Source organism: Edaphobacter sp. (genome assembly GCF_028283685.1).
Classification (GTDB): Bacteria; Acidobacteriota; Terriglobia; order Terriglobales; family Acidobacteriaceae; genus Edaphobacter.
The window spans coordinates 539894-559511 of the sequence record NZ_JAPWKF010000007.1; the positions used below are offsets into that span (position 1 = coordinate 539894).

The window sequence follows — 19618 nt, forward strand, 5'->3', positions numbered from 1 at the left end:
CTGAGCAGACAGAAGGGGCAACGCCATGAGGCTTGCCCCTTCTGTCATGCGGTCCTGCAATCAGGCGTTGTAAGTGGTCGAAGAGACACGGCCGCCGCGGCCGGTCCAGTTGGTATGGAAGAACTCGCCGCGAGGCTTGTCGACGCGCTCGTAGGTGTGCGCGCCGAAGAAATCACGCTGCGCCTGGAGCAGGTTTGCCGGCAGACGCTCTGTGCGATAGCCGTCGTAGAAGGCCAGCGCGGTTGAGAACGCAGGCATCGGCACGCCAATCTCGATGGCATGGATGATGGCCTTGCGCCACGACCAGCCGTACTTGTTCAGCGCACTCGAGAAGAAGTCATCCAGCAGAAGGTTCTGCAGCTTGGGGTTCTTGTCGAAGGCGGCCTTGATGTCACCGAGGAAGGCGCTGCGGATGATGCAGCCGCCACGCCACATCAATGCGATGCCGCCCATATTCAGCTCCCAGCCCTGCTCCTTCTCGACCGCGCGCAGCAGCATGTAGCCCTGGGCGTAGCTGACCATCTTCGAGCAGTACAAAGCGCGGCGTACGTCTTCGATGAACTCCTTCTTCTCAGAGACGGTGAGCACCTTCTTCGGTCCTTCGAGAACCTTAGATGCAGCGACGCGTTCTTCCTTGAGCGCGGAGAGGCAGCGTGCAAAGACGCTTTCGCCGATCAGCGTTACCGGCTGGCCGAGGTCGAGCGCAGAGATCGCCGTCCACTTACCGGTTCCCTTCTGGCCTGCGGTGTCGAGGATCTTATCGATCATCGGCTTGCCGTCATCGTCTTTCTTCGCGAAGATCTGGGCGGTGATCTCGATGAGATAGCTGTCGAGCTCGCCCTTGTTCCAGTCGGCAAAGATCTGCGCCAACTCATCCGGGGTCGCGCCGAGCGCCTCCTGCATCAACTGGTAGGCCTCGCAGATCAACTGGATGTCGCCGTACTCGATGCCGTTGTGGACCATCTTGACGTAGTGACCTGCGCCCTCCTGCCCGACCCAGTCGCAGCAGGGAGTACCGTCTTCTACCTTGGCGGCGATCGCCTGGAAGATCTCCTTCACATGCGGCCATGCCTCGGGGTTACCGCCGGGCATGATGGAGGGACCGAAGCGTGCGCCCTCCTCACCGCCCGAAACACCGGTGCCGATGAACAGGATGCCCTTCTCTGCGAGCTCCTTGGTGCGGCGGTTGGTGTCGGTGAAGAGCGAGTTGCCGCCGTCGATGAGGATATCTCCCTTTTCGAGGTAAGGCAGGATGTGGTCGATGGTCTGGTCGACGACATCGCCGGCCTTGACCATCAGCATCACGCGGCGTGGACTTTTAAGGAGCTTGCACAGCTCCTCGGCCGAGTGAGCGCCGACCACCTGGGTGCCCTTCGCCTCGTTGTTGATGAAATCGTCGACCTTGGATGTCGTGCGGTTAAAGACCGCAACTTTGTATCCGTGGTCGTTCATGTTCAATACAAGGTTCTGGCCCATGACGGCCAGACCAACCAAACCGATATCGCAGGTTCCTTCAGACATGCACTTGTCTCCAAAGCCGGTCGAGTTTCAAATGGGAAAACAATTTCAAATGGAGCTTTCGACCGGTCTCGACTTTCTATCACACGGACATAACAACATGACAGTGCGATTCCGTTACAGACTCAGAAGAGTGGTATTTCCCAAAAACAATGAGGGCCCCGATTACCGGGACCCTCATTCGTGACTGAAGCGTGTTGGTTAGAAGTAGAGTCTTGCTCCAAGCTGAATCAGCCGCGGGAAGCCCAGTGTGCCGGTGATCTGGCCAGCGGAGGCGTTGCGGGAGGTGCCACCACCGACCGAGAGAGTCGGCGTAGCGAACTGAGGCGTATTGAAGGCGTTGAGAGCCTCCGCACGGAACTCTGCATGGACCCTCTCCGTCACGTGGAAGTCCTTGTTCAGGGAGAGGTCGGAGTTGAGATATCCAGGACCGTAGCAGCTGCTGGTACGAGCTGCCGTACCATACGAGTACTGGGGTGTAATGGCGTAAGCGTTGGCGTTGAAGTAGCTGTTCAGGCGATCCTCAGGACGGCCGGACTTACAGGGGTTCACTCCTGCAATCAGGCTGGGACGCTGTGCGCCATTTCCAAGCGCGCTGTTGGCATTCGTTTGAGTAATGGCGAGCGGGGCGCCGTTCTGAATGATCATGATGTCGTTGAACCGCCATCCACCGATCATGAGATCCATCCAACGGTTGACTCCACTCATGAACATCTTTCCACGACCGAAAGGAAGCTCATACGTTCCCGAGATCGTGAAGCGGTTGGGGATATCGTTGATAGCGCGAGAGTACTCCGGCGAAAGATTGTAGGCATCCTGCGGACCGTTATTGCCGGAGTTAAGTGTGCTGGAAGATCCCCAAAGGTTATCCCAGTTTGAGGACCAGGTGTACGAAGCGAGGATGGTCAAGCCTTTGTTGAAACGCTTCTGCACCTTGACGGCAAGGCCGCTGTAGTCAGACACCCCCGTGCTCTGCGCCAGGGTAATTCCCTGGTACTGAGGAAACGGCAGCAGGGTCTGGTAACGAGCAACAGAGTTTCTGCTCCAGCCGCCGATGCCAGCGTAAGGATTGACGGTGCTTGTGCTAAGCCCGGAACCGAGCGAATAGTGGCTATCCGCGAGTTGGTTGAAGTTGAGGCTATTGGTGAGATTTCGGCCGTGGCCACCGATGTAACCGATCTTCAAGGCGAGGCCCAGCGGGAATTCGTGCTCCAGAGACAACGAGTAGCTCTGGAAAAGTGGTGAGCGACGATACTGGTCGATCAGGGAGAGCGTCGATCCGATGCTCGTACCAAGCCCATTCGCGTTGCCGGTTGGGGTCGTCTGGATCGTGGGATAAGGATTGCTGAGGGTAATCGGCGCATTGGTGGCAGTTTGCGTTGGGATGGAGTTTGTCAGGTTGTAACCCGGCGCATAGCTATTGGTATTGCTATAGACCTGCGGGATATAAAACACACCGTATCCGCCTTTGAGCACCGTGCTGTCATCAAGGGCATAAGCGAAACCGGCACGTGGGTTGTATTCACTCCCCATATTTCCAGTGTTGGTGCCATAGCCATTTTGACCGGCAAACATGACACCGCCCGTCGCCTGAACTCCACTGTTCAGAGCGTTGTAGGTTGCCGTGCGGTCGAAGCCAACGGAGATCTGGTTGTTTCTTTCGTGGATTCCGTTCTCGTGCTCATACCGGAAGCCCAAATTGAGCGTCAACTTCGGGGTGATGCGGTAGTCGTCCTGGAAGTAAACCGCCTGGTAGGGGGTGGTGTATGCCAGCTTGGACGGAACGATCAACGAGCCCGTGGTCGGGTAGCCCTGCAGCATGTCGGCAGCAGCAGCACCAGAAAGCGCGTTGAAGGTGAACGTTCCAGAGGTGTCGCTGAGGCTGGTGAAGGTGACGCTGATGGCGCGGTAGTTATAACCAACCTTGAAGTTATGCTTGCCCCACGACTTAGCCACGCCTGCAACAAAATTGCGCGAGAAGAATGAGGCCGGTCCCGAGTTGGAGGTACCTTCGCACACCAGGGTCGTTCCGTTAGGACAGCTTCCGTCCGTCACGATGCGGGGAAATGCCTTCTTCGACATCGATGCCGTGTAGTAGCTGGGAAAGCCCAGGGTGGACTGATCAAATCCGTTGCTGATGTCCTGCGTGTCGTTCGGGAAGCGGTTGAACCCAAAGCCTACCGTCAGTACGGTGGTGGGATTCAGGGTAATGGTGTTCTGAATACCAATAGCGTCCACCTTACGGTAGAGGAGGTAAGAGCCCGAGTAGCTGGCCTGCGTCTGCAGCGGGTTGCCGCCAGGCTCCTTTGAACCGTAGTGCATGTAGTAGAAGTCGGCCAGCCAGCGGGTGGAGAATTGATGCGTCACCTTGCCGATGAACTCGTCAGCGCGGTCGCCGAGTGTATCGCCACCGTTGAAGTTAGGGACACCAAGAGCAGTGATGTTGGTGTTGGGAACAGGATAGGCCTGAACGAGCTTGAGGCCGATGGGGTTGATGTTGGTGATCTTATTGCCGGGATAATACGTTGTGCCACCAGCCGCAAGGTTCTTGATGCAGGTGCCGCTGACGCAGGTCGTGCCATCTGCGGAGACCGTACCAACCTCGGAGAAGTCACCGGTGCGCTGCAGGTTTGTGGGAACGGCGAACGATGTGTTGTTGACGAAAGGCGAACGCTGACGATAACCCTCTTCCGTGATGGAGAAGAAGGTCTTGTCTTTGCCGCCGAGCCAGCGAGGTAACGGCACAGGCCCGGAGAGGCTGCCAACATAGGAGTAGAACTCGGCTGCGCCGCGCGGCGTCTGTGGATTGGTGTGATTATTGAAGAAGGTGTTGGCGCCCCAGTTGGTCTGACGGGTCTCGCCCATGAGCACGCCGTGCAATGCACTGGAACCGGACTTGAGGGTCGTGTTGAACATACCGCCGCTGGTGCGGCCGATCTCGGCGTCGTAGGTGTTCGACTGGATCTTCACTTCGTCGACGGATTCAAGAGAGGGAATGATGACGGCGCGGTTGTTGAGGTCGGTGATCGGCACGCCGTCGACCGAGTAGTTATTCGAGCTGCTCGGAGCACCGGCGATGGAGATCGTCGAAGAACCGCTCTGATCCTGGAAGCGGACGAAGCGAGGGTCACCAACGGGAGCGACCGCATTATCGAGCTTAGAGAAGAGGAAGGGGTTACGACCGGGGTTCGGCAGGTTCTGAAGCTTCTGCGAGTCGATCATCTGACCGCCGTAGGAGGTCGTGTTATCGACGACGGGGTCAGCCGCGGAAACTTCAATGCTCTGGCTGGTGGAGCCTAGTTCCATCTTGACGTCATGACCGATGGTGTTACCGGAGTCGATCGTGACTGCGTGCGCTTCGCTGCGCTTGAAGCCGTCAGCTGTAATCACAATGCTGTAAGAGCCGGGATTGACAGCGCTGAAAGCATACTCACCGGAACCATTGGTCACGGTGGTACGCGCGATTTTGTTGGCCTCCGACGTCAGCACGACCGTGGCTTTTGGAATGCCAGCTCCCTGGGAATCAGCAACGAGTCCACGTACTGCGCCATAGTTCGACTGCGCCAGAACCGATGGCACTGCTGCAGCGAACAGCATAATCAGGAACAGACTGTAAACCTTACCAAACAAGCGATACATACACAGCCTCCAGCACATTCTTGTCTTCAGAAACAGGAGCGTCGATCACCTTGTCCGAAGAGGACGAGGCGAGGATCAGAAAGACACGTACAGCCCAGGCAATAGAACAAGGGATACCCGCAGTCAAAGCGAGCCGGGTACGGTCATTTCATTTGTATTTGGGAACTGTCGTAGAGCGCGTCTGGGGTCTCTACAACTCTCCGACTGCACCGCCGGAGGGTACTACAGGCAAGAATTCATTGAGCAACGAGGACATCCGGTAGATGGTGTCCACAGTCTTTCTGCTGTCTCTACGATGGGCACAACAGCAACTCATGGTTCGCAGAGATCCCAAGAGGAAGGGACCTCAATAAGGAGCGATATAGCTTGTAGTTATGCTCATGAGACTAGTCGAGCAGATTATAGGTGTCAACAGACAATTTTATCTTCTATTCAACTGCCCCTCCTGCTCCATCGACATCGTTGCTTTGCCATGCCATCCATCTTTTCGCACATTTTTGCTTTATGGTGAGAACTACAAATCACAACGAGGTTTTGCTTTGCCGATGATTCGAACCATGTCCAGCATTGCCATGCTCACTGCGCTCTCCCTGCCTGCCATCTCGCAGCAGCACCAGGCGACACAGGAGCAGATCGACCGCATCACACGTGACGCGATCCTGATTGATACGCATGACGACGTCACCTCGCTGACGGTCGAAGGCTATGACATCGCAACGCCCAATGCTCACGGGCAGACCGACCTCGCCCGCATGAAGGGCTTTCTGGGAGCGGAGTTCTTTGCCGTCTACGTGGGAGCCGAGTACGTCAACGGCAACCACGCGGCGAACCGTGCCCTGCAGATGATCGACACTGTCCGCACCGATGTCGTCGCAGCGCACCCGAATGATTTTGTCTTTGCCACGACGGCCGACGACATCGTGCGCGCCCACAAGGAGCACAAGATTGCGGCGCTGATGGGTATCGAAGGCGGGCATGCGATCGAGGACTCGCTGCGCCTTCTACGCGACTACTATGCCCTCGGCGTCCGCTACATGACGCTGACGCACTTCAACACAAACAACTGGGCCGACTCGCAGGGAGACGTCGACGATCCAAAGGTGACGCACCACAATGGACTGACGCCGTTCGGCAAGGATGTGGTGCGCGAGATGAATCGCCTGGGCATGATGGTGGACGTCTCGCATACGGCCGACAAGACCTTCTGGGATGCGCTGGCAACATCGAGCGCACCGATCATTGCATCGCACTCCGGCTGCCGCGCCGTCTCGAACTACACCCGCAACATGACCGATGAGATGATCAAGGCGCTCGCCGATAAAGGCGGTGTCATGCAGATCAACTTTGGCTGCGACTTCCTCTCGCAACGCTACTACGACGCCGCGAAACCGGCGGAGGCAGAGATTCGCGAGAAATACATGGCTGCGATGAAGATCGAGGACCCTGCAGCCAAGTCAGCTGCGATCGAGAAGCTGCGCGCTGAGTTTAACGCCAAGGTGCCACCGGCAACGTTGGCCGATGTCGTCGCGCAGATCGATCACGCGGTGAAGATCGGCGGCATCGACCATGTTGGCATCGGCACGGACTTCGACGGCGTCGGTTGCGTTCCGCCGGACCTCGACTCCTATAACAAGTTCCCTGCCCTCACAAAGGCGCTGCTGGAAAAGGGCTACTCGGCTGACGACATCAAGAAGATCTACGGCGGCAACCTGCTGCGCGTGATGCATGCCGTGGAACAGCGTGCCAGTGAGCTGAAGTCAATGCCTGCGCTTCACTCCGACATCGCAAAAAAATAGAAGTCGTTTGCAGAGACGCAAAAAGAGGAGGCCGCGTGGCCTCCTCTTTTTGATGTTGATATTAAGCTTACTTGCTCTTCACAGCGATGACCTCGATCTCGAGCGCGGCCCAGGGAGCGGCCAGCGCCGCAACCTGGAAGGCCGAACGAGCCGGCTTGTTGGGCTGCTCTGCCGTGCCGAAGTATTTGACGTACTCCGACTGCATTCCGGCGAAGTCAAGCTTGCCAAGCTTGGGATCGGGGCCGAGGAAGACCGTCATTTTAACGACGTCCTTCATGTCGAGCCCTTGCTCCTTCAGCGCCGCCTGAATCTTGGCGAAGACGCTGGCAGCCTGCACCTTGGTGTCACCGTATTCTGCCGGCGTTCCCTTGGCGGGATCGGCGGGTGTTACGGGCGACGCGAGCTGGCCGCTGAGATAGTACGTGTCTCCGGCCCAGACTCCCTTGGCGATCGCAGCCTTCTCGTCCTGGATGTGTTTCACCACGGTCTGCGCCGGCATGGAAACAGCACAGGCAGCCATCATGGTCATGGCAAGTACGGTCTTCTTCATTGAGAGTTCTCCTGTCGGTTGAACTGCGTGATCATGCCGAGACGGTATCGCGGTGCTTGCCTTCAAGACGAGCCATCTTAACCTTGTCGCTGATCATCTGGATAGCACGCTTGCCGCTGAGGGCTGCGCCTTCCTGCCATCCAACGACGTGGCTGGTGTGATCGCCAGCGAAGTAGATGGGACCGTCAGGCTGCGTGATGATGTCGTAGTCGGCCTGCGGCGTGGAACCGATCCAGGAGCCTTCGTTCCATTTGATATGCTTCCAGCCAACGAAGATCGGCTTCTCCAGCTCCTTGCCGTGACCGGGGTGAAGCTTCTCGATGGAAGCGCGAGAGGCCTCAAACTTCTCCTGCATCGACAGCTTGTCGAAGTCGCCCACAGCCTCGTCCATGTAGCCCGAGACGACGATGCCGCGATCGGAGAACATACTCGCGCTGGGATACCAGATGGGGCTTGGTCCCTTGGCGAGGAATGAGAGGCCACCGTAGATGTTGTAGTCCGTCTCCCAGAAGCGGCGCGACTCCCACGGAATCTTAAACGAACCGCGATACGACGAACCGCCACGATCGACCGCACCGCGATGCGCCGGGTCCAGATCGGCCTTGATCTTCTTGAGGATCGTCAGCGGCATGGCGCAGACGGCGTAATCTGCTTCGATAGTCTTCGGCGTGCCATTCTCGCCCTTGGTGTAGGTGATGCGCACGCCCTTCGAGGTCTTGGCGATCTCAGTGACGGGGCAATCGTAGTTGACGATCGGGCCCAGCGAGCGGGCCAGCGCGATGGAGATCTGCTGCATGCCATTGACGGGCTGGAACATCGTCGCCTGCCAGTCCCATGCCTCTTCGTAGAGCTCGGCGTTCCAGAAGTTCGCATCCAGCAGTTCATGGACGCCGAGGGTATTGGTATCGACGAGCATCGTCTGAGGGCCGGCTCCTGGATAACGAAGAACCTGCGAACGATCGGAGCCTTTGTACTTGTTGTCCTTGTCGAGCGATCCATAGACCTTGAGCACCTCGACCATGCGCTGCTTGTCTTCTGCGCTCAGCTCCTGATCGAGAGCGCCGCCAGAGATCGCCTTCGAGAGCAGTTCGCTGATCTGGCCACGCGTGTCATTGATGGCCTTGCGCTGCTGCACGGGCTTGCCATCATTGACCTTGTCGTTCTGCAGCAGGGTCGAGCGTGAAGTATTGACTTCGACCTCCAAAGGCACCTTGAGCTCGCGACAGAGCCCGAGCATCGTTCCGTGCACGGAGGGCAGACGTGCCGGTCCCATGTTCTGATAGAGGCCCTCGCTCCACGTAATCGGCTGCTTGGTTCCATCGACGAATTCGACGACATCGCCGTTGCGCGCGCTCCATGCGCGTCCGCCGGGGCGATGCCTTGCTTCGAGCAGCGTGACGTCATAGCCGAGCTTCTTGGCCTCATAGGCCGTCATCAGTCCGCCGACGCCGCCACCCAGTACAACAATCTTGACGCCTTTGCCGGTTCCCGGAGCAGCGGCGATCGCTGTCGCGGCTTCTGCCTTCATTGGCAGCAGTCCAAGAGACTGCATGGTTGTGAACGCAGCGCTGTATCCGCCAGCCTGCCCGACACGCATCAAAAAATCGCGTCTGGTAAATCCCATCGAAGTACCTTCTTCCTGAATGTTGAATGTACTGCCGGAAACAAATGCGAGCCCTTCTGAGAGCAGTGGCTCACAGATGCGGACAGGCGTTGGCCCAAAAAGAAATGAAGGGAGATTTGCCGCGTGGCATCGTGGCTACGCAGCTGGAAAGACAGCTATCAATAAAATCTATGCATCCACTCTAACGGATTTGCCGCGAATCCGCTTTAAAGAAAGTGCTGAATTGCCACTCACTTCGCAGGATTTGAACGCTACTCGCATGGACGTCCGAGTTCTTCCGGAGCCTCATCGAAATTTCCTTTGCCGTGATTGATTTTCACAATCAGGAGCAGTCTCACAAGCCGCTTCTCGACGCCTGCCGAGCCCTCTCGAGGCTCAGCAGGCGGAAAAGACTGACCTAATCCCAGGCGAGAGAGCCGCCGTTCTGGTACTCGATCACACGGGTTTCGAAGAAGTTCTTCTCCTTCTTCAGGTCCATGGCCTCCGACATCCAGGGGAAGGGGTTTTCGATCTGTGTGAAGACGGGCTCCAGGCCGATCTGCGCGCAGCGGCGATTGGCGATAAAGTGCATGTACTGCTCGCAGAGATCGGCACTCAGCCCGAGGAAGCCGTTGGGCATCGTGTCGCGGCCGTAGGCAGCCTCCAGCTCTGCGGCGGAGCGGAGCATCCCGCTGACTTCCTCGCGGAAGGCGTCGTTCCAGAGATGCGGATTCTCCTGCTTGATCTGGTTGATGACATCGATGCCGAAGTTCAGATGAATCGACTCGTCACGCAGAATGTACTGGTACTGCTCGGCGATACCCACCATCTTGTTTCTGCGGCCGAGCGAGAGGATCTGCGCAAAGCCGGTGTAGAACCACATGCCTTCGAAGACGACGTAGAACGCGATGAGGTCGCGCAGAAACGCCTGATCGGCACCCGTCGTTCCTGTCTCGAAGGTGCTGTCGCTGAGGTGCTGCGTGTACTTGATGGCCCACGCAGCCTTCTCGGTGATGGAAGGCACCTCGCGATACATGTTGAAGAGCTCGCCTTCATCCAGACCGAGACTCTCCACGATGTATTGGAAGGTGTGCGTGTGCACCGCTTCTTCGAATGCCTGCCGCAGAAGATACTGGCGGCACTCCGGGTTGGTGAGATGACGATAGATTGCCAGCACGATGTTGTTCGCCACCAGCGACTCCGATGCGGCGAAGAAGCCAAGGTTGCGCTTGATCGAACGCCGCTCATCCGCCGTCAGGCCGTTCGGACTCTTCCACAAGGCGATGTCGGCCTGCATCGAGATCTCCGTCGGCATCCAGTGGTTGTTGCAGCCGGAGAGATATTTCTCCCACGCCCAGCGATACTTCAGCGGAAGCAGTTGATTGACATCGGCGCGGCAGTTGATCATTGCCTTGTCATCGACACGGACACGGGCAGCTCCACGTGCAATCTCTCCCAGGCCGGTTGCGTCCGCCACAACAGCCTCTGCATTTGCTGCCGCCGGGCTCTCTTCCGGCGCAGCTACAGCAACGACACTCTCATTCCAATCCAGCATCTCTGTTCTCCTCTTCTCGTCCTTCAGGTCTACTGGCAGGCTTCGCAGGTTGGGTCGTCGATGGAGCAAGCCTTGATGGAGATGGGCTCAACCGAGACGGCGTTGAGCTTTCCATCGGTGCGCTTCAGCGTCGACTTCTCCACGTGGGTTGCGCTGCGCGAGCGCAGGTAATACGTCGTCTTGAGACCGGCATGCCATGCCTCGCGATAGATGGCATCCAGCTTCTTTCCGCTGGGCTCCGCGATGTAGAGGTTGAGCGACTGCGCCTGGTCGATCCATTTCTGACGAACCGCTGCCGCCTGAATCAACCACGTCGCATCGATCTCGAAGGAGGTGGCGTAGAGCTTCTTCAGATCTTCGGGCACGCGGTCGATCGCTCCCAGAGCACCGTCGAAGTATTTCAGATCGCTGACCATCACCTCGTCCCACAGACCACGATGCTTGAGATCGTGCACCAGCGCAGCGTTGACGACCGTGAAGTCGCCCGACATATTCGATTTCACGAAGAGATTTTGATACGTCGGCTCGATCGACTGCGTGACGCCGCAGATATTGGAGATCGTGGCCGTCGGTGCAATGGCCATGGTGTTGGAGTTACGCATTCCGACCGTCTTCACGCGCTCGCGCAGCGTAGCCCAGTCGAGCGTGGAAGCGCGGCTCAGCTCAAGAGGCGCGCTGCGATTCGTCTGCAGGAGCTCCACGGAATCTACCGGAAGGATGCCCTTGCTCCAGAGCGAGCCATCGAAGGTCGCGTAGCGTCCACGCTCGGCGGCCAGATCGACCGACGCCGAGATGGCGTAGAAGCTGATCAGCTCCATGCTCTCGTCGGCGAAGCGTACGGCCTCGTCGGAGACGAAGGGTATGCGCAGGGCGTACAGCGCATCCTGGTATCCCATCAACCCCATGCCGACGGGGCGATGGCGCAGGTTGGAGTAGCGCGCCTCGGGCACGGTGTAGAAGTTGATGTCGATCACGTTATCCAGCATGCGCATCGCGGTGTCGACGGTCTTCTTCAGGCGCACCTGGTCGATGCCGGTTGCGGTGACATGATTGGCAAGGTTGATCGAACCGAGATTGCAGACGGCGATCTCGCGTGCGTTGGTGTTCAGCGTGATCTCGGTGCAGAGGTTGGACGAGTGCACCACACCGGTGTGCTGCTGCGGCGAACGCAGGTTGCATGGGTCCTTGAAGGTGATCCAGGGGTGGCCGGTCTCAAAGAGCATGGTCAACATGCGGCGCCAGAGGTCGAGGGCGCGCAGGGTACGGGCGACCTTGATCTCACCGCGGGCAGCCTTCTCTTCATAGAAAGCATAACGCTCTGCGAAAGCCTTGCCGTAGAGGTCGTGCAGATCGGGCACCTCGTCGGGCGAGAAGAGCGTCCACGAGCCATCGGCTTCGACTCGCTCCATGAAGAGGTCGGGAACCCAGTTGCAGGTGTTCATGTCGTGGGTACGACGGCGATCGTCGCCGGTGTTCTTGCGCAGGTCCAGGAACTCTTCGATGTCGATGTGCCACGTCTCGAGATAGCCGCAGACCGCGCCCTTGCGCTTACCGCCCTGGTTCACCGCAATGGCAGTATCGTTGGCGACTTTAAGGAATGGCACGACGCCCTGCGACTGACCGTTGGTGCCCTGGATATGCGCGCCGAGGCCACGCACGCCGCTCCAGTCGTTGCCGAGACCACCGGCGTACTTCGACAGCAGAGCGTTGTCCTTGATGGACTTGAAGATGTTGTCGAGGTCGTCAGAGATCGTCGTCAGGAAGCAGGACGAGAGCTGCGGACGCAATGTTCCCGCATTGAACAGGGTTGGAGTTGAGCACATGAAGTCGAACGACGAGAGCAGCTCGTAAAACTCGATAGCCTTCCCTTCGCGGTCGATCTCGCGCATGGCCAGCCCCATGGAGACGCGCATGAAGAACGCCTGCGGAAGCTCGAAGCGAACACCGCCCTCGTGCAGGAAGTAGCGGTCATACAGGGTCTGCAGGCCGAGGAACTGGAAGTTCTGATCGCGCTCCGGCTTCAGAGCGGCAGCAAGGCGTGCGAGATCGAAGCTGCCCATCTCTTTATCCAGGATGGAGAGCTTGATTGCACGGTTCACAAACTCCGGGAAGTAGTCTTCGTAGCGAAGATCGCTGTGGCTCTGCGAGGTGGAGACACTCGAAGGCAGCACAAAGGCAATGGCCTCTTCGCGCAGGTTGTTCAGCAGAAGACGCGCGCTGACGTAGGCGTAGTTCGGCTCCTGTTCGACGAGAGAACGAGCTGCCATCGTCTGCGCGAGGCCGATCTCATGCAACAGAATGCCGTCATAGAGGTTGCGGCGCACCTCGGCCATCACAGCCTCGGGGGAGACTCCGTCCAGGCCAGTGCAAGCGCCTTTGACCTCGCGCTCGATACGAGCTTCATCGAGCGGCTCGGTGCGGCCATCGCTGAGGCGGACCTGCAGGCGAGCGCGCGAGACCGGCACCTGCTCCTCCTGGCGGCGGCGCTCCTGGGCGCGCTCTTCGCGATACAGCACGTAGGCGCGAGCGACCCTGTGCTCACTGCTGCGCATCAGGGCGAGCTCAACCTGATCCTGAATGTCTTCGATATGGATGGCGCGAGAGGAATCGGCGCGGCGGCTCAGCGTTTCGACGATATCGTGCGTCAGCGCATTCACAGCCTCGTGGATGCGGCGCGAAGAGGTGGCGCTTGTGCCTTCGACCGCGACAAACGCCTTGGTGATGGCGACTGCGATCTTATTGGCGTCGAAGGGCGAAAAGGTTCCGTTGCGGCGGATGACCTGGAAGCCGTTGTGCGACTGGGGAGTGGAGCCTGCCCCGTTCGAATAAATGGAGGGTGAAGGTGAAGGAACAGTGTCGAATGATTGCGTCGATGCGGCCACGGGGAGTCTCCTTGTGGCCTCGGAAGCGATGCGGGGACGACAGCGAGACATCTCCCGGAACGAGAAGACGAGCCGCTGCCACCTCGCCCCCCCTCGGAGGCGTCAGCGAATATTTCCGTGGCAGGTCTTCGGACTTACAGGATCAACCTACTTGCCGGACTTCCCGGGTGATACCCAGTGTCGTTTCGGCGTTCGTACCTGCTTACCGCTGCGGGGCAGTTCCGGATTTTCACCGGATTCCCTTTTCACCCTCTGTATGAGGAACCAAGGAACTAGCTCACTATATCTAGAGTCCTGTCGCGACGCAATACTACATCTTGTGAATATCTTGCAGAATACCTCTACGCATAGCATCCGCCGGTCTCACCGGCCGCGTGCCCGCGCAGGAAAGCCAGCGGATGCATTTCTGAGATCCGCTGGGTTTAATACTGCCTTTTGACTGGCCGTCTATGCCATCTGATCGGCGCTGTACTGCGCGATCAAGCCGGACAAATGAGCCCGGATGGAGGCATGTGCCGGATCGTCGGCGAGGTTGGTCAGCTCCAAGGGATCAGCTCGTTCATCGAAGAGCATCGCACCGTGCGCCGCCTTTTCGCCGAACTCCACGTAGCGCCAACGCTCGGTGCGCACCGCCGTTCCGTAGACAGTATGGCCGTCTTCGCTCCAGATGCTGAAGGCCGGATTGTCCCACGCGCTGGAGGGATCGTTGAGGAGCGGCATCAGGCTTCGTCCCTGCAACTGGGGATCGTGCGGCAGACCGCAGATCTCCGCCAGCGTGGGGTAGAGGTCGAGGGACTGCACGGTGCGGTAGCAGCTTCGCCCGTTCCCTTTCCCCTCGGGCACGCGGATGATGAGCGGGACTCTCGTTCCCATCTCGAAGAGGGATCCTGCCTTCGACCACTTACCGCGCTCGCCGAGCTGGTAGCCATGATCGGGGACGAAGACGACGACGGTGTTGTCGCGCAGCCCCTGCTCATCCAGAGCCTCAAGGACGCGGCCGATATTCCAGTCCACCCAGGAGATAGAGGCGAGATAAGCGCGGAGGACCATCTTCGCCTCCAGCTCGCTGGCTCCACGGCGGATAAAGAGATCGGCGTTAACCTTGCGAATGGAGGCCGCAGGGAACCCCTGCGGCACGGTCGGCCAGGCATCAAAGTTCTGCGGCAACTCCAGCTTGTCCAGGTCGTAGAGATCGTAGAAGCTCTGCGGAGCCTCCGGCGGGCTGTGCGGCTTGGAGAAACCGCAGCCGAGAAAGAAGGGCCGATCGCCGTGCTTGCGCAGGAACTCGATGGCGAGATCCGCGGAGTGATTCTCCGGATGTCCCGTCCCGTCGCCTGCAACGACAAGCATGCGGTCAGAGTGCGCTCCGTGAGAGCCGTCCTCTTCGCCACCGTGATTGGGAAGCGGCCCGGGAATGCCCGGCGGTGGCGGTGGCACAGGCTCCTGTGGCGCCTTGATGACCGTCTCGTCGGGGAACGTCTTGCCTGCGACCTTCGCCTCGTCGAAGCCTACAGTGGTCCAGGCCTTGGGATCGTCGAGGCCGCCGTGAAAGATCTTTCCGGTGCGAAAGGTCGTGTAGCCGTTCTCCTTGAAGTGCTGCGGCAGGCTGACCCAGTCGGGATGAGCGGCGCGCACATCGGTACGATTGCCCAGCACCGTCGTCAGGCTGGGCTTGCGGCCAGTCAGCAGCGAAGCGCGGGACGGATTGCAGAGAGGAAACTGGCAGTAGTTACGATCGAAGCGCACGCCGCTGCTGGCCAACTCGTCGAGGTGCGGCGTCTGCGCGCGCGACAGGCTTCCGTAGCAGCTAAGCTCGGCGTTCATGTCGTCGGACATGATGAACAGGACATTCAGCGGCCGCTTGCGTTTGGAGCTGGCGGAGTGAGGCTTCGATGCTTGAGCAGAGACGCTGACCGCGCCGAGCCCGGCCGTGGCCGCGATACCGGATAGAAAACTTCTACGGGACGACATAAGACCTCTCTTCCTGTCGTTGAATCGGCGACGGGCGAGCCTGAGCTCGCCCGTCGTGTTGTGCTGCGGCTGGTATCAACTAGAAGTTGATGTGCCCTGCCAGCTGCCAGTCACGGTTTCCGGATGCACCTGTGAACCGACCGAAGGTCGTGGAGCCAGGGGTCCAGACCGAGTTCAATCCAGTGAAGGTGTGCTTGTGGGTGACGTTCAGGCAGTTCGCCTCGAAGATGAACTTGTAGCGATCGCTTCCGAGATTGATCGAACGCTTCACGCCCATGTCGAGGTTGTACTTTCCAGGCGTCTCCATGTTGAAGGCATGCGTTCTTGCTGCATTACCGATCAGGTAGACGGGATTGGCCGCGGTGAACAGGTTCTTCGGAGCAGCAAATGCATTGGGATCGAGATACTGCGTGGTGAAGTCCGATCCCGTGTTCTTGCTGCCGTAGGAACCGTTGATACGGCCGGTTCCGTGATAGTCCGCGTTGAGGTCCGGAACGCAGGTTCCTACCTCGGTGCGGCATCCCGACGATGTGACTGCCACCGGCGATCCTCCAATGTAGGTAAAGATGCCGGACATCTGCCATCCTCCCACGAGCGTCCTCACCAGGGCGTTGTTCGCGCCGATGTGATCCTTGCCGAAGGGAAGCTGCCAGACACCGAAGGCCGAGACCGAATGCGGCACCGCCTGTGTGCTCGAAGAACGGTCGATGCGGTTTTGCGAGTAAGAGGCCGAGGTTCCCGAGACGACTCCCGAGGGCAGATCAAAACCGCCACGGAAGGTGCCGTCGTCGCCGATGTTATGCGCGTAGGTGTAGTTCAGCGTGTAGCTCAAGCCCTTCCAGCTCCTCTGAACCAGCGAGAGTTGGAGAGAGTTGTAGCTGATATTGGCGATGTTGGCGCCCCAGAGATCGGAGACGCTGGAGTACTGCGGAAAGGCCCGCAGCATCTGCGAGATCGTCAGACGGCTGCTCTTTGCCGCGGCCGCTGCCACTCCGGTGTATGGCACCTGAATTCCTGGCATCGCCGCCTGCGCCTTCGCGATGTTGGCCGAGGTTGCAGGAGCGTCGAGGATGGACGACGTCGTCGACGTAGCCGAGGAGACACCACCCAGCCCGGCGAGGTAGACCGGGTTCAGGCTGTTGGACCAGTAACCGCGACCATTGGCGCCGCTGGGGTTGATGAAGTGAGCCTGGCTGCCGGCGTAGTTCACCGCGATCGTCAGATCATTGGTGATCGAACGCTGCACGCCCGCGTTGTAGAAGACGACCTGCGGTGCCCTGCCCGAGAGATACGGATCGGCATATCCGGGAGCGGAACCTGCCGTGACGAAGTTACCGGAGCTGTTGAGATAGTTGCCAGTATTCAGGATAAGGCTGGAGGCGTTGGGAGCCGTCACCGAGGGAGCCGTGTAGCCGGGGCCGCCCCAGTCCGTGTTGCCCATACCCAGCGCCGCAAACCCGGCGCTGTTGTTGAGGTAGAAGGAAGGTCCGCTGCCCGCTCCGGTGGCCACTTCGGCGGGAGCCGTAGCCGTCACTCCGGTAAGTCCGAGCTGACCTGTACCGGTACCAGCACCTGCGCGACCACCAACGCCGCCTGCGCGGGAGTACGCTATCGCGAATCCGCCACGGATAACGGTCTTGTCATTCACCGAATAGGCAAAGCCGAGACGAGGGCCGATGTTCTTGAAGTAGGCGTGGACAGGAGTGGCGCAGTTGCAGCTGATACCGGCACCGCGGTTACCTGCGAACTGAAGCGCGCCGAGGTTTCCGGTTGCAGGATTGGTCATCGTGGGATCGAGATAGCTCCAGCGATTCAGCACCTCGTGGAAGGGCGAGAAGTAATCCCAGCGCAGACCGATGTTAACCGTCAGCTTCGGCGTTACCTTCCAGTCATCCTGGATATAGGGAGAGACTGCCTTGTAGCGGCCGCCGGTCTCACTCGTCGCCTGGATGGCATAGGTTGGCGTTCCGCCCACTGCGCCGAGCATATAGCTGGCGTAGGAGTAACCCGACGATGCCGTCGACAGCGTGCTGCCCGCAAAGTTCGCGGTGGAATTGGCATTGAACGGCAGAACCACGATGCCGCTGGGACCGCTCTGCGCGGCGACGTTATCCTGCAGCCACTGCATCTGGATTCCTATGGTGAGCGAGTGCTTGCCCTTGGTCAGCGCAACGTTGTCGACGAGGGTGAAGGTATTCGGAACGGTCGCTCCGGAGGCTGTGGAAGCACCTGCGCCGGTCCACTGTCCCTGCACCGTGCCAAACAGCTGCGTCGTTCCGAAGGTTGCTCCGGGGAAGTTCTGCGAGGCCTGTCCGCCGGGGAGATTGGTGATTCCGAGATCGCTTGCCTGGTAACCGGCTACGCCCTGCGTAAGCGCCGTAACCGGCTGAGCGAAGCGCGTGAAGCCAAACTTGAACTGGTTCACCAGTCGATCCGTGATCGCCCAGGAGTGCTCCACGTCCGTGATGAACGGCTTGATGCTGGCGTAGGTTCCCCAGGTATAGGGCAGCGGCAGCTGGACCGTGCTGCTGCCGATCACGTAAGGCTGGTTGGTACGGGTTCCCATACCGAGCACATACGAGATGCGCTGCCGCGAGGTCAGGTCGTAGTCCACGCGCGTATCGAACGACCAGTTGTCGTAGCCCGAGGGCAGGCCGCCGAGGTAGTTGTTCTCGCGGTTCGAGTTCGTCGGCTGCGGCAGATACTTCTGCATGGCCTGAGCGATCGGCGAGAGATAGCTGGCGGGGATAACGTTGAGGGTCGGCGTGCCATTCAGCTGTCCGCGGAAGGGCTGACGGGTGCAGGTGCCACCGACGCAGCTGGTCGTGGTCGGATCGTAGATCTGACCTGCGAGGCCGGTCTGCGAGGTGTTGGTCAGATTCGTTCCAGCCGGCAGTAGCTGCGTGAAGTCACCGGCCTGCATCTGGGTCGTCGGAATGGTATTCGAGACCGGGTTCGCGCCGTTACGGCCGTGGTAGCGGTCATACGAGGCAAAGAAGAAGCCTTTATTGTGCGTCAACGGGATCGGGCCGCCGAACGTGCCCGCAATCTCGTTCTGGTTTTCGTACGGCTTCTTCGCATTCGGGTTCGTCGCCAGAGCCGACTTCGCCGTGTAGCCCCACGTATCGAAGATGGTGTTGCGGAAGAACATCGCCGCGGAGCCGTGATACTTGTTGCCGCCCGACTTCATGGTGAAGTTGATCAGACCGGCGCCCTGATACTCAGCCGGTGGGCTGCTGGTGACGACCTGGAACTGATCGACGGCGTCGACGTTAAGGCCGTTCGAGATCGGACGGTTATCTCCCTGCTGATTGATGGTCGACACCGGAAGGCCGTCGAGATAGACCTCGGCAAGATAGTTTCCCGTGCCTGCAATAATCGGCGACCGGGAGCCGCTCTGCGCTCCGGGAACGAGAGTTGCGAACGCGGTCGGATCACGCTGCTGTCCGCTCATCTGCAGGGGAAGATTGGAGTAGGTCTCGTTCTCCATCACGGCGCCGAGCGTCGCGTTGGTCGTCTCCAGCTGCGGAGGAGCCTCAGAGACGGTCACGCTCTGATCCGCTTGTCCGATCGTGAGGGCCAGGTTCACGCCAACCGTATGCAGTGCGTCGACCTGGATGTTCTGCTGCGTCAGGCCAGAGAAGCCGGGAGCGCTGACTGAGATGTCGTATTTGCCGGGGATCAGCGGAGAGATCGTATACAGGCCATCTCCCGTGGTCGAACGTGTTGTTGTCACGCCGGACGCCTGGTTCTTTGCCGTCACCTTTGCATTGGGAACAACAGCTCCCGTTGCATCGGTCACCGTACCTTGAATTGCACCTTCACCCGCAGTCTGGGCATACAGCATTCCAACGTGCGTTACGGACCCGATCGCAAAAACCATGGGAAGAACTTTTAGAGCGGCAGCAAATGCTGCGGTGGGTGCTAGACGCCGTGAACCGGCGAGGACACCTCGAAGATGAAGAGTCACCAGACATTCCTCCAGAAGCTTTCGATAACGTGCGTGAAAGTACTCTTCGTAAAATACGTTTGTCAATAGAAGAATAATTCCCTAATTGCAGCCACACTTCTTCGAATCCGCACCTTTACTGCATTTTCAGACAA

At 59.1% G+C, this 19618-nt stretch carries 9 protein-coding genes and 1 riboswitch; of the genes, 1 reads left to right on the forward strand and 8 read right to left on the reverse strand.

Going from position 1 to position 19618, the window contains the following annotated elements; translation table 11 throughout:
- Window positions 1-60: 60 nt before the first annotated feature.
- Window positions 61-1521, reverse strand: a complete 1461-nt coding sequence (gene gnd, locus PW789_RS13005) for a decarboxylating NADP(+)-dependent phosphogluconate dehydrogenase (protein WP_299377044.1) — start codon at window positions 1519-1521, stop codon at window positions 61-63.
- Between the two features lie 198 nt (window positions 1522-1719).
- On the reverse strand, window positions 1720-5157 hold the full coding sequence (locus PW789_RS13010) for a carboxypeptidase regulatory-like domain-containing protein (protein ID WP_299377046.1): 3438 nt from the start codon (window positions 5155-5157) through the stop codon (window positions 1720-1722).
- A gap of 557 nt (window positions 5158-5714) precedes the next feature.
- On the opposite strand from PW789_RS13010, the gene PW789_RS13015 reads away from it, so the two are divergent.
- Complete coding sequence (locus PW789_RS13015) at window positions 5715-6953, forward strand: dipeptidase (RefSeq protein WP_299377048.1); 1239 nt, start codon at window positions 5715-5717, stop codon at window positions 6951-6953.
- 67 nt (window positions 6954-7020) lie between these two features.
- Here the strand turns inward: PW789_RS13015 and PW789_RS13020 are convergent, their stop codons facing one another.
- The 6 genes from PW789_RS13020 to PW789_RS13045 form a co-directional block, all read right to left on the reverse strand.
- On the reverse strand, window positions 7021-7503 hold the full coding sequence (locus tag PW789_RS13020; RefSeq protein WP_299377049.1) for a Rid family hydrolase: 483 nt from the start codon (window positions 7501-7503) through the stop codon (window positions 7021-7023).
- 31 nt (window positions 7504-7534) lie between these two features.
- Window positions 7535-9127, reverse strand: coding sequence for an FAD-dependent oxidoreductase (locus PW789_RS13025; RefSeq protein WP_299377052.1), 1593 nt, complete (start codon window positions 9125-9127; stop codon window positions 7535-7537).
- A 397-nt stretch (window positions 9128-9524) separates the two neighbouring features.
- Window positions 9525-10661, reverse strand: a complete 1137-nt coding sequence (locus PW789_RS13030; protein WP_299377053.1) for a ribonucleotide-diphosphate reductase subunit beta — start codon at window positions 10659-10661, stop codon at window positions 9525-9527.
- A 29-nt stretch (window positions 10662-10690) separates the two neighbouring features.
- The gene (locus tag PW789_RS13035) at window positions 10691-13543 is read right to left on the reverse strand and encodes a ribonucleoside-diphosphate reductase subunit alpha (RefSeq protein WP_299377055.1); all 2853 of its coding nucleotides are present in this window, start codon (window positions 13541-13543) and stop codon (window positions 10691-10693) included.
- Window positions 13544-13644: 101 nt separating this feature from the next.
- A riboswitch (cobalamin riboswitch) is annotated at window positions 13645-13827 on the reverse strand.
- A 163-nt stretch (window positions 13828-13990) separates the two neighbouring features.
- A complete protein-coding gene (locus PW789_RS13040; protein ID WP_299377057.1) occupies window positions 13991-15514 on the reverse strand; it encodes a sulfatase in 1524 nt (507 codons plus the stop codon).
- Between the two features lie 79 nt (window positions 15515-15593).
- On the reverse strand, window positions 15594-19397 hold the full coding sequence (locus tag PW789_RS13045) for a carboxypeptidase regulatory-like domain-containing protein (RefSeq protein ID WP_299377059.1): 3804 nt from the start codon (window positions 19395-19397) through the stop codon (window positions 15594-15596).
- Window positions 19398-19618: the final 221 nt, after the last annotated feature.

Bases quoted from the DNA above. Each gene is read 5' to 3' on its own strand.
- gnd (WP_299377044.1), bottom strand. From the start codon at position 1,521: ATGTCTGAAGGAACCTGCGATATCGGTTTGGTTGGTCTGGCCGTCATG.
- PW789_RS13010 (WP_299377046.1), bottom strand. From the start codon at position 5,157: ATGTATCGCTTGTTTGGTAAGGTTTACAGTCTGTTCCTGATTATGCTG.
- PW789_RS13015 (WP_299377048.1), top strand. From the start codon at position 5,715: ATGTCCAGCATTGCCATGCTCACTGCGCTCTCCCTGCCTGCCATCTCG.
- PW789_RS13020 (WP_299377049.1), bottom strand. From the start codon at position 7,503: ATGAAGAAGACCGTACTTGCCATGACCATGATGGCTGCCTGTGCTGTT.
- PW789_RS13025 (WP_299377052.1), bottom strand. From the start codon at position 9,127: ATGGGATTTACCAGACGCGATTTTTTGATGCGTGTCGGGCAGGCTGGC.
- PW789_RS13030 (WP_299377053.1), bottom strand. From the start codon at position 10,661: ATGCTGGATTGGAATGAGAGTGTCGTTGCTGTAGCTGCGCCGGAAGAG.
- PW789_RS13040 (WP_299377057.1), bottom strand. From the start codon at position 15,514: ATGTCGTCCCGTAGAAGTTTTCTATCCGGTATCGCGGCCACGGCCGGG.
- PW789_RS13045 (WP_299377059.1), bottom strand. From the start codon at position 19,397: ATGGTTTTTGCGATCGGGTCCGTAACGCACGTTGGAATGCTGTATGCC.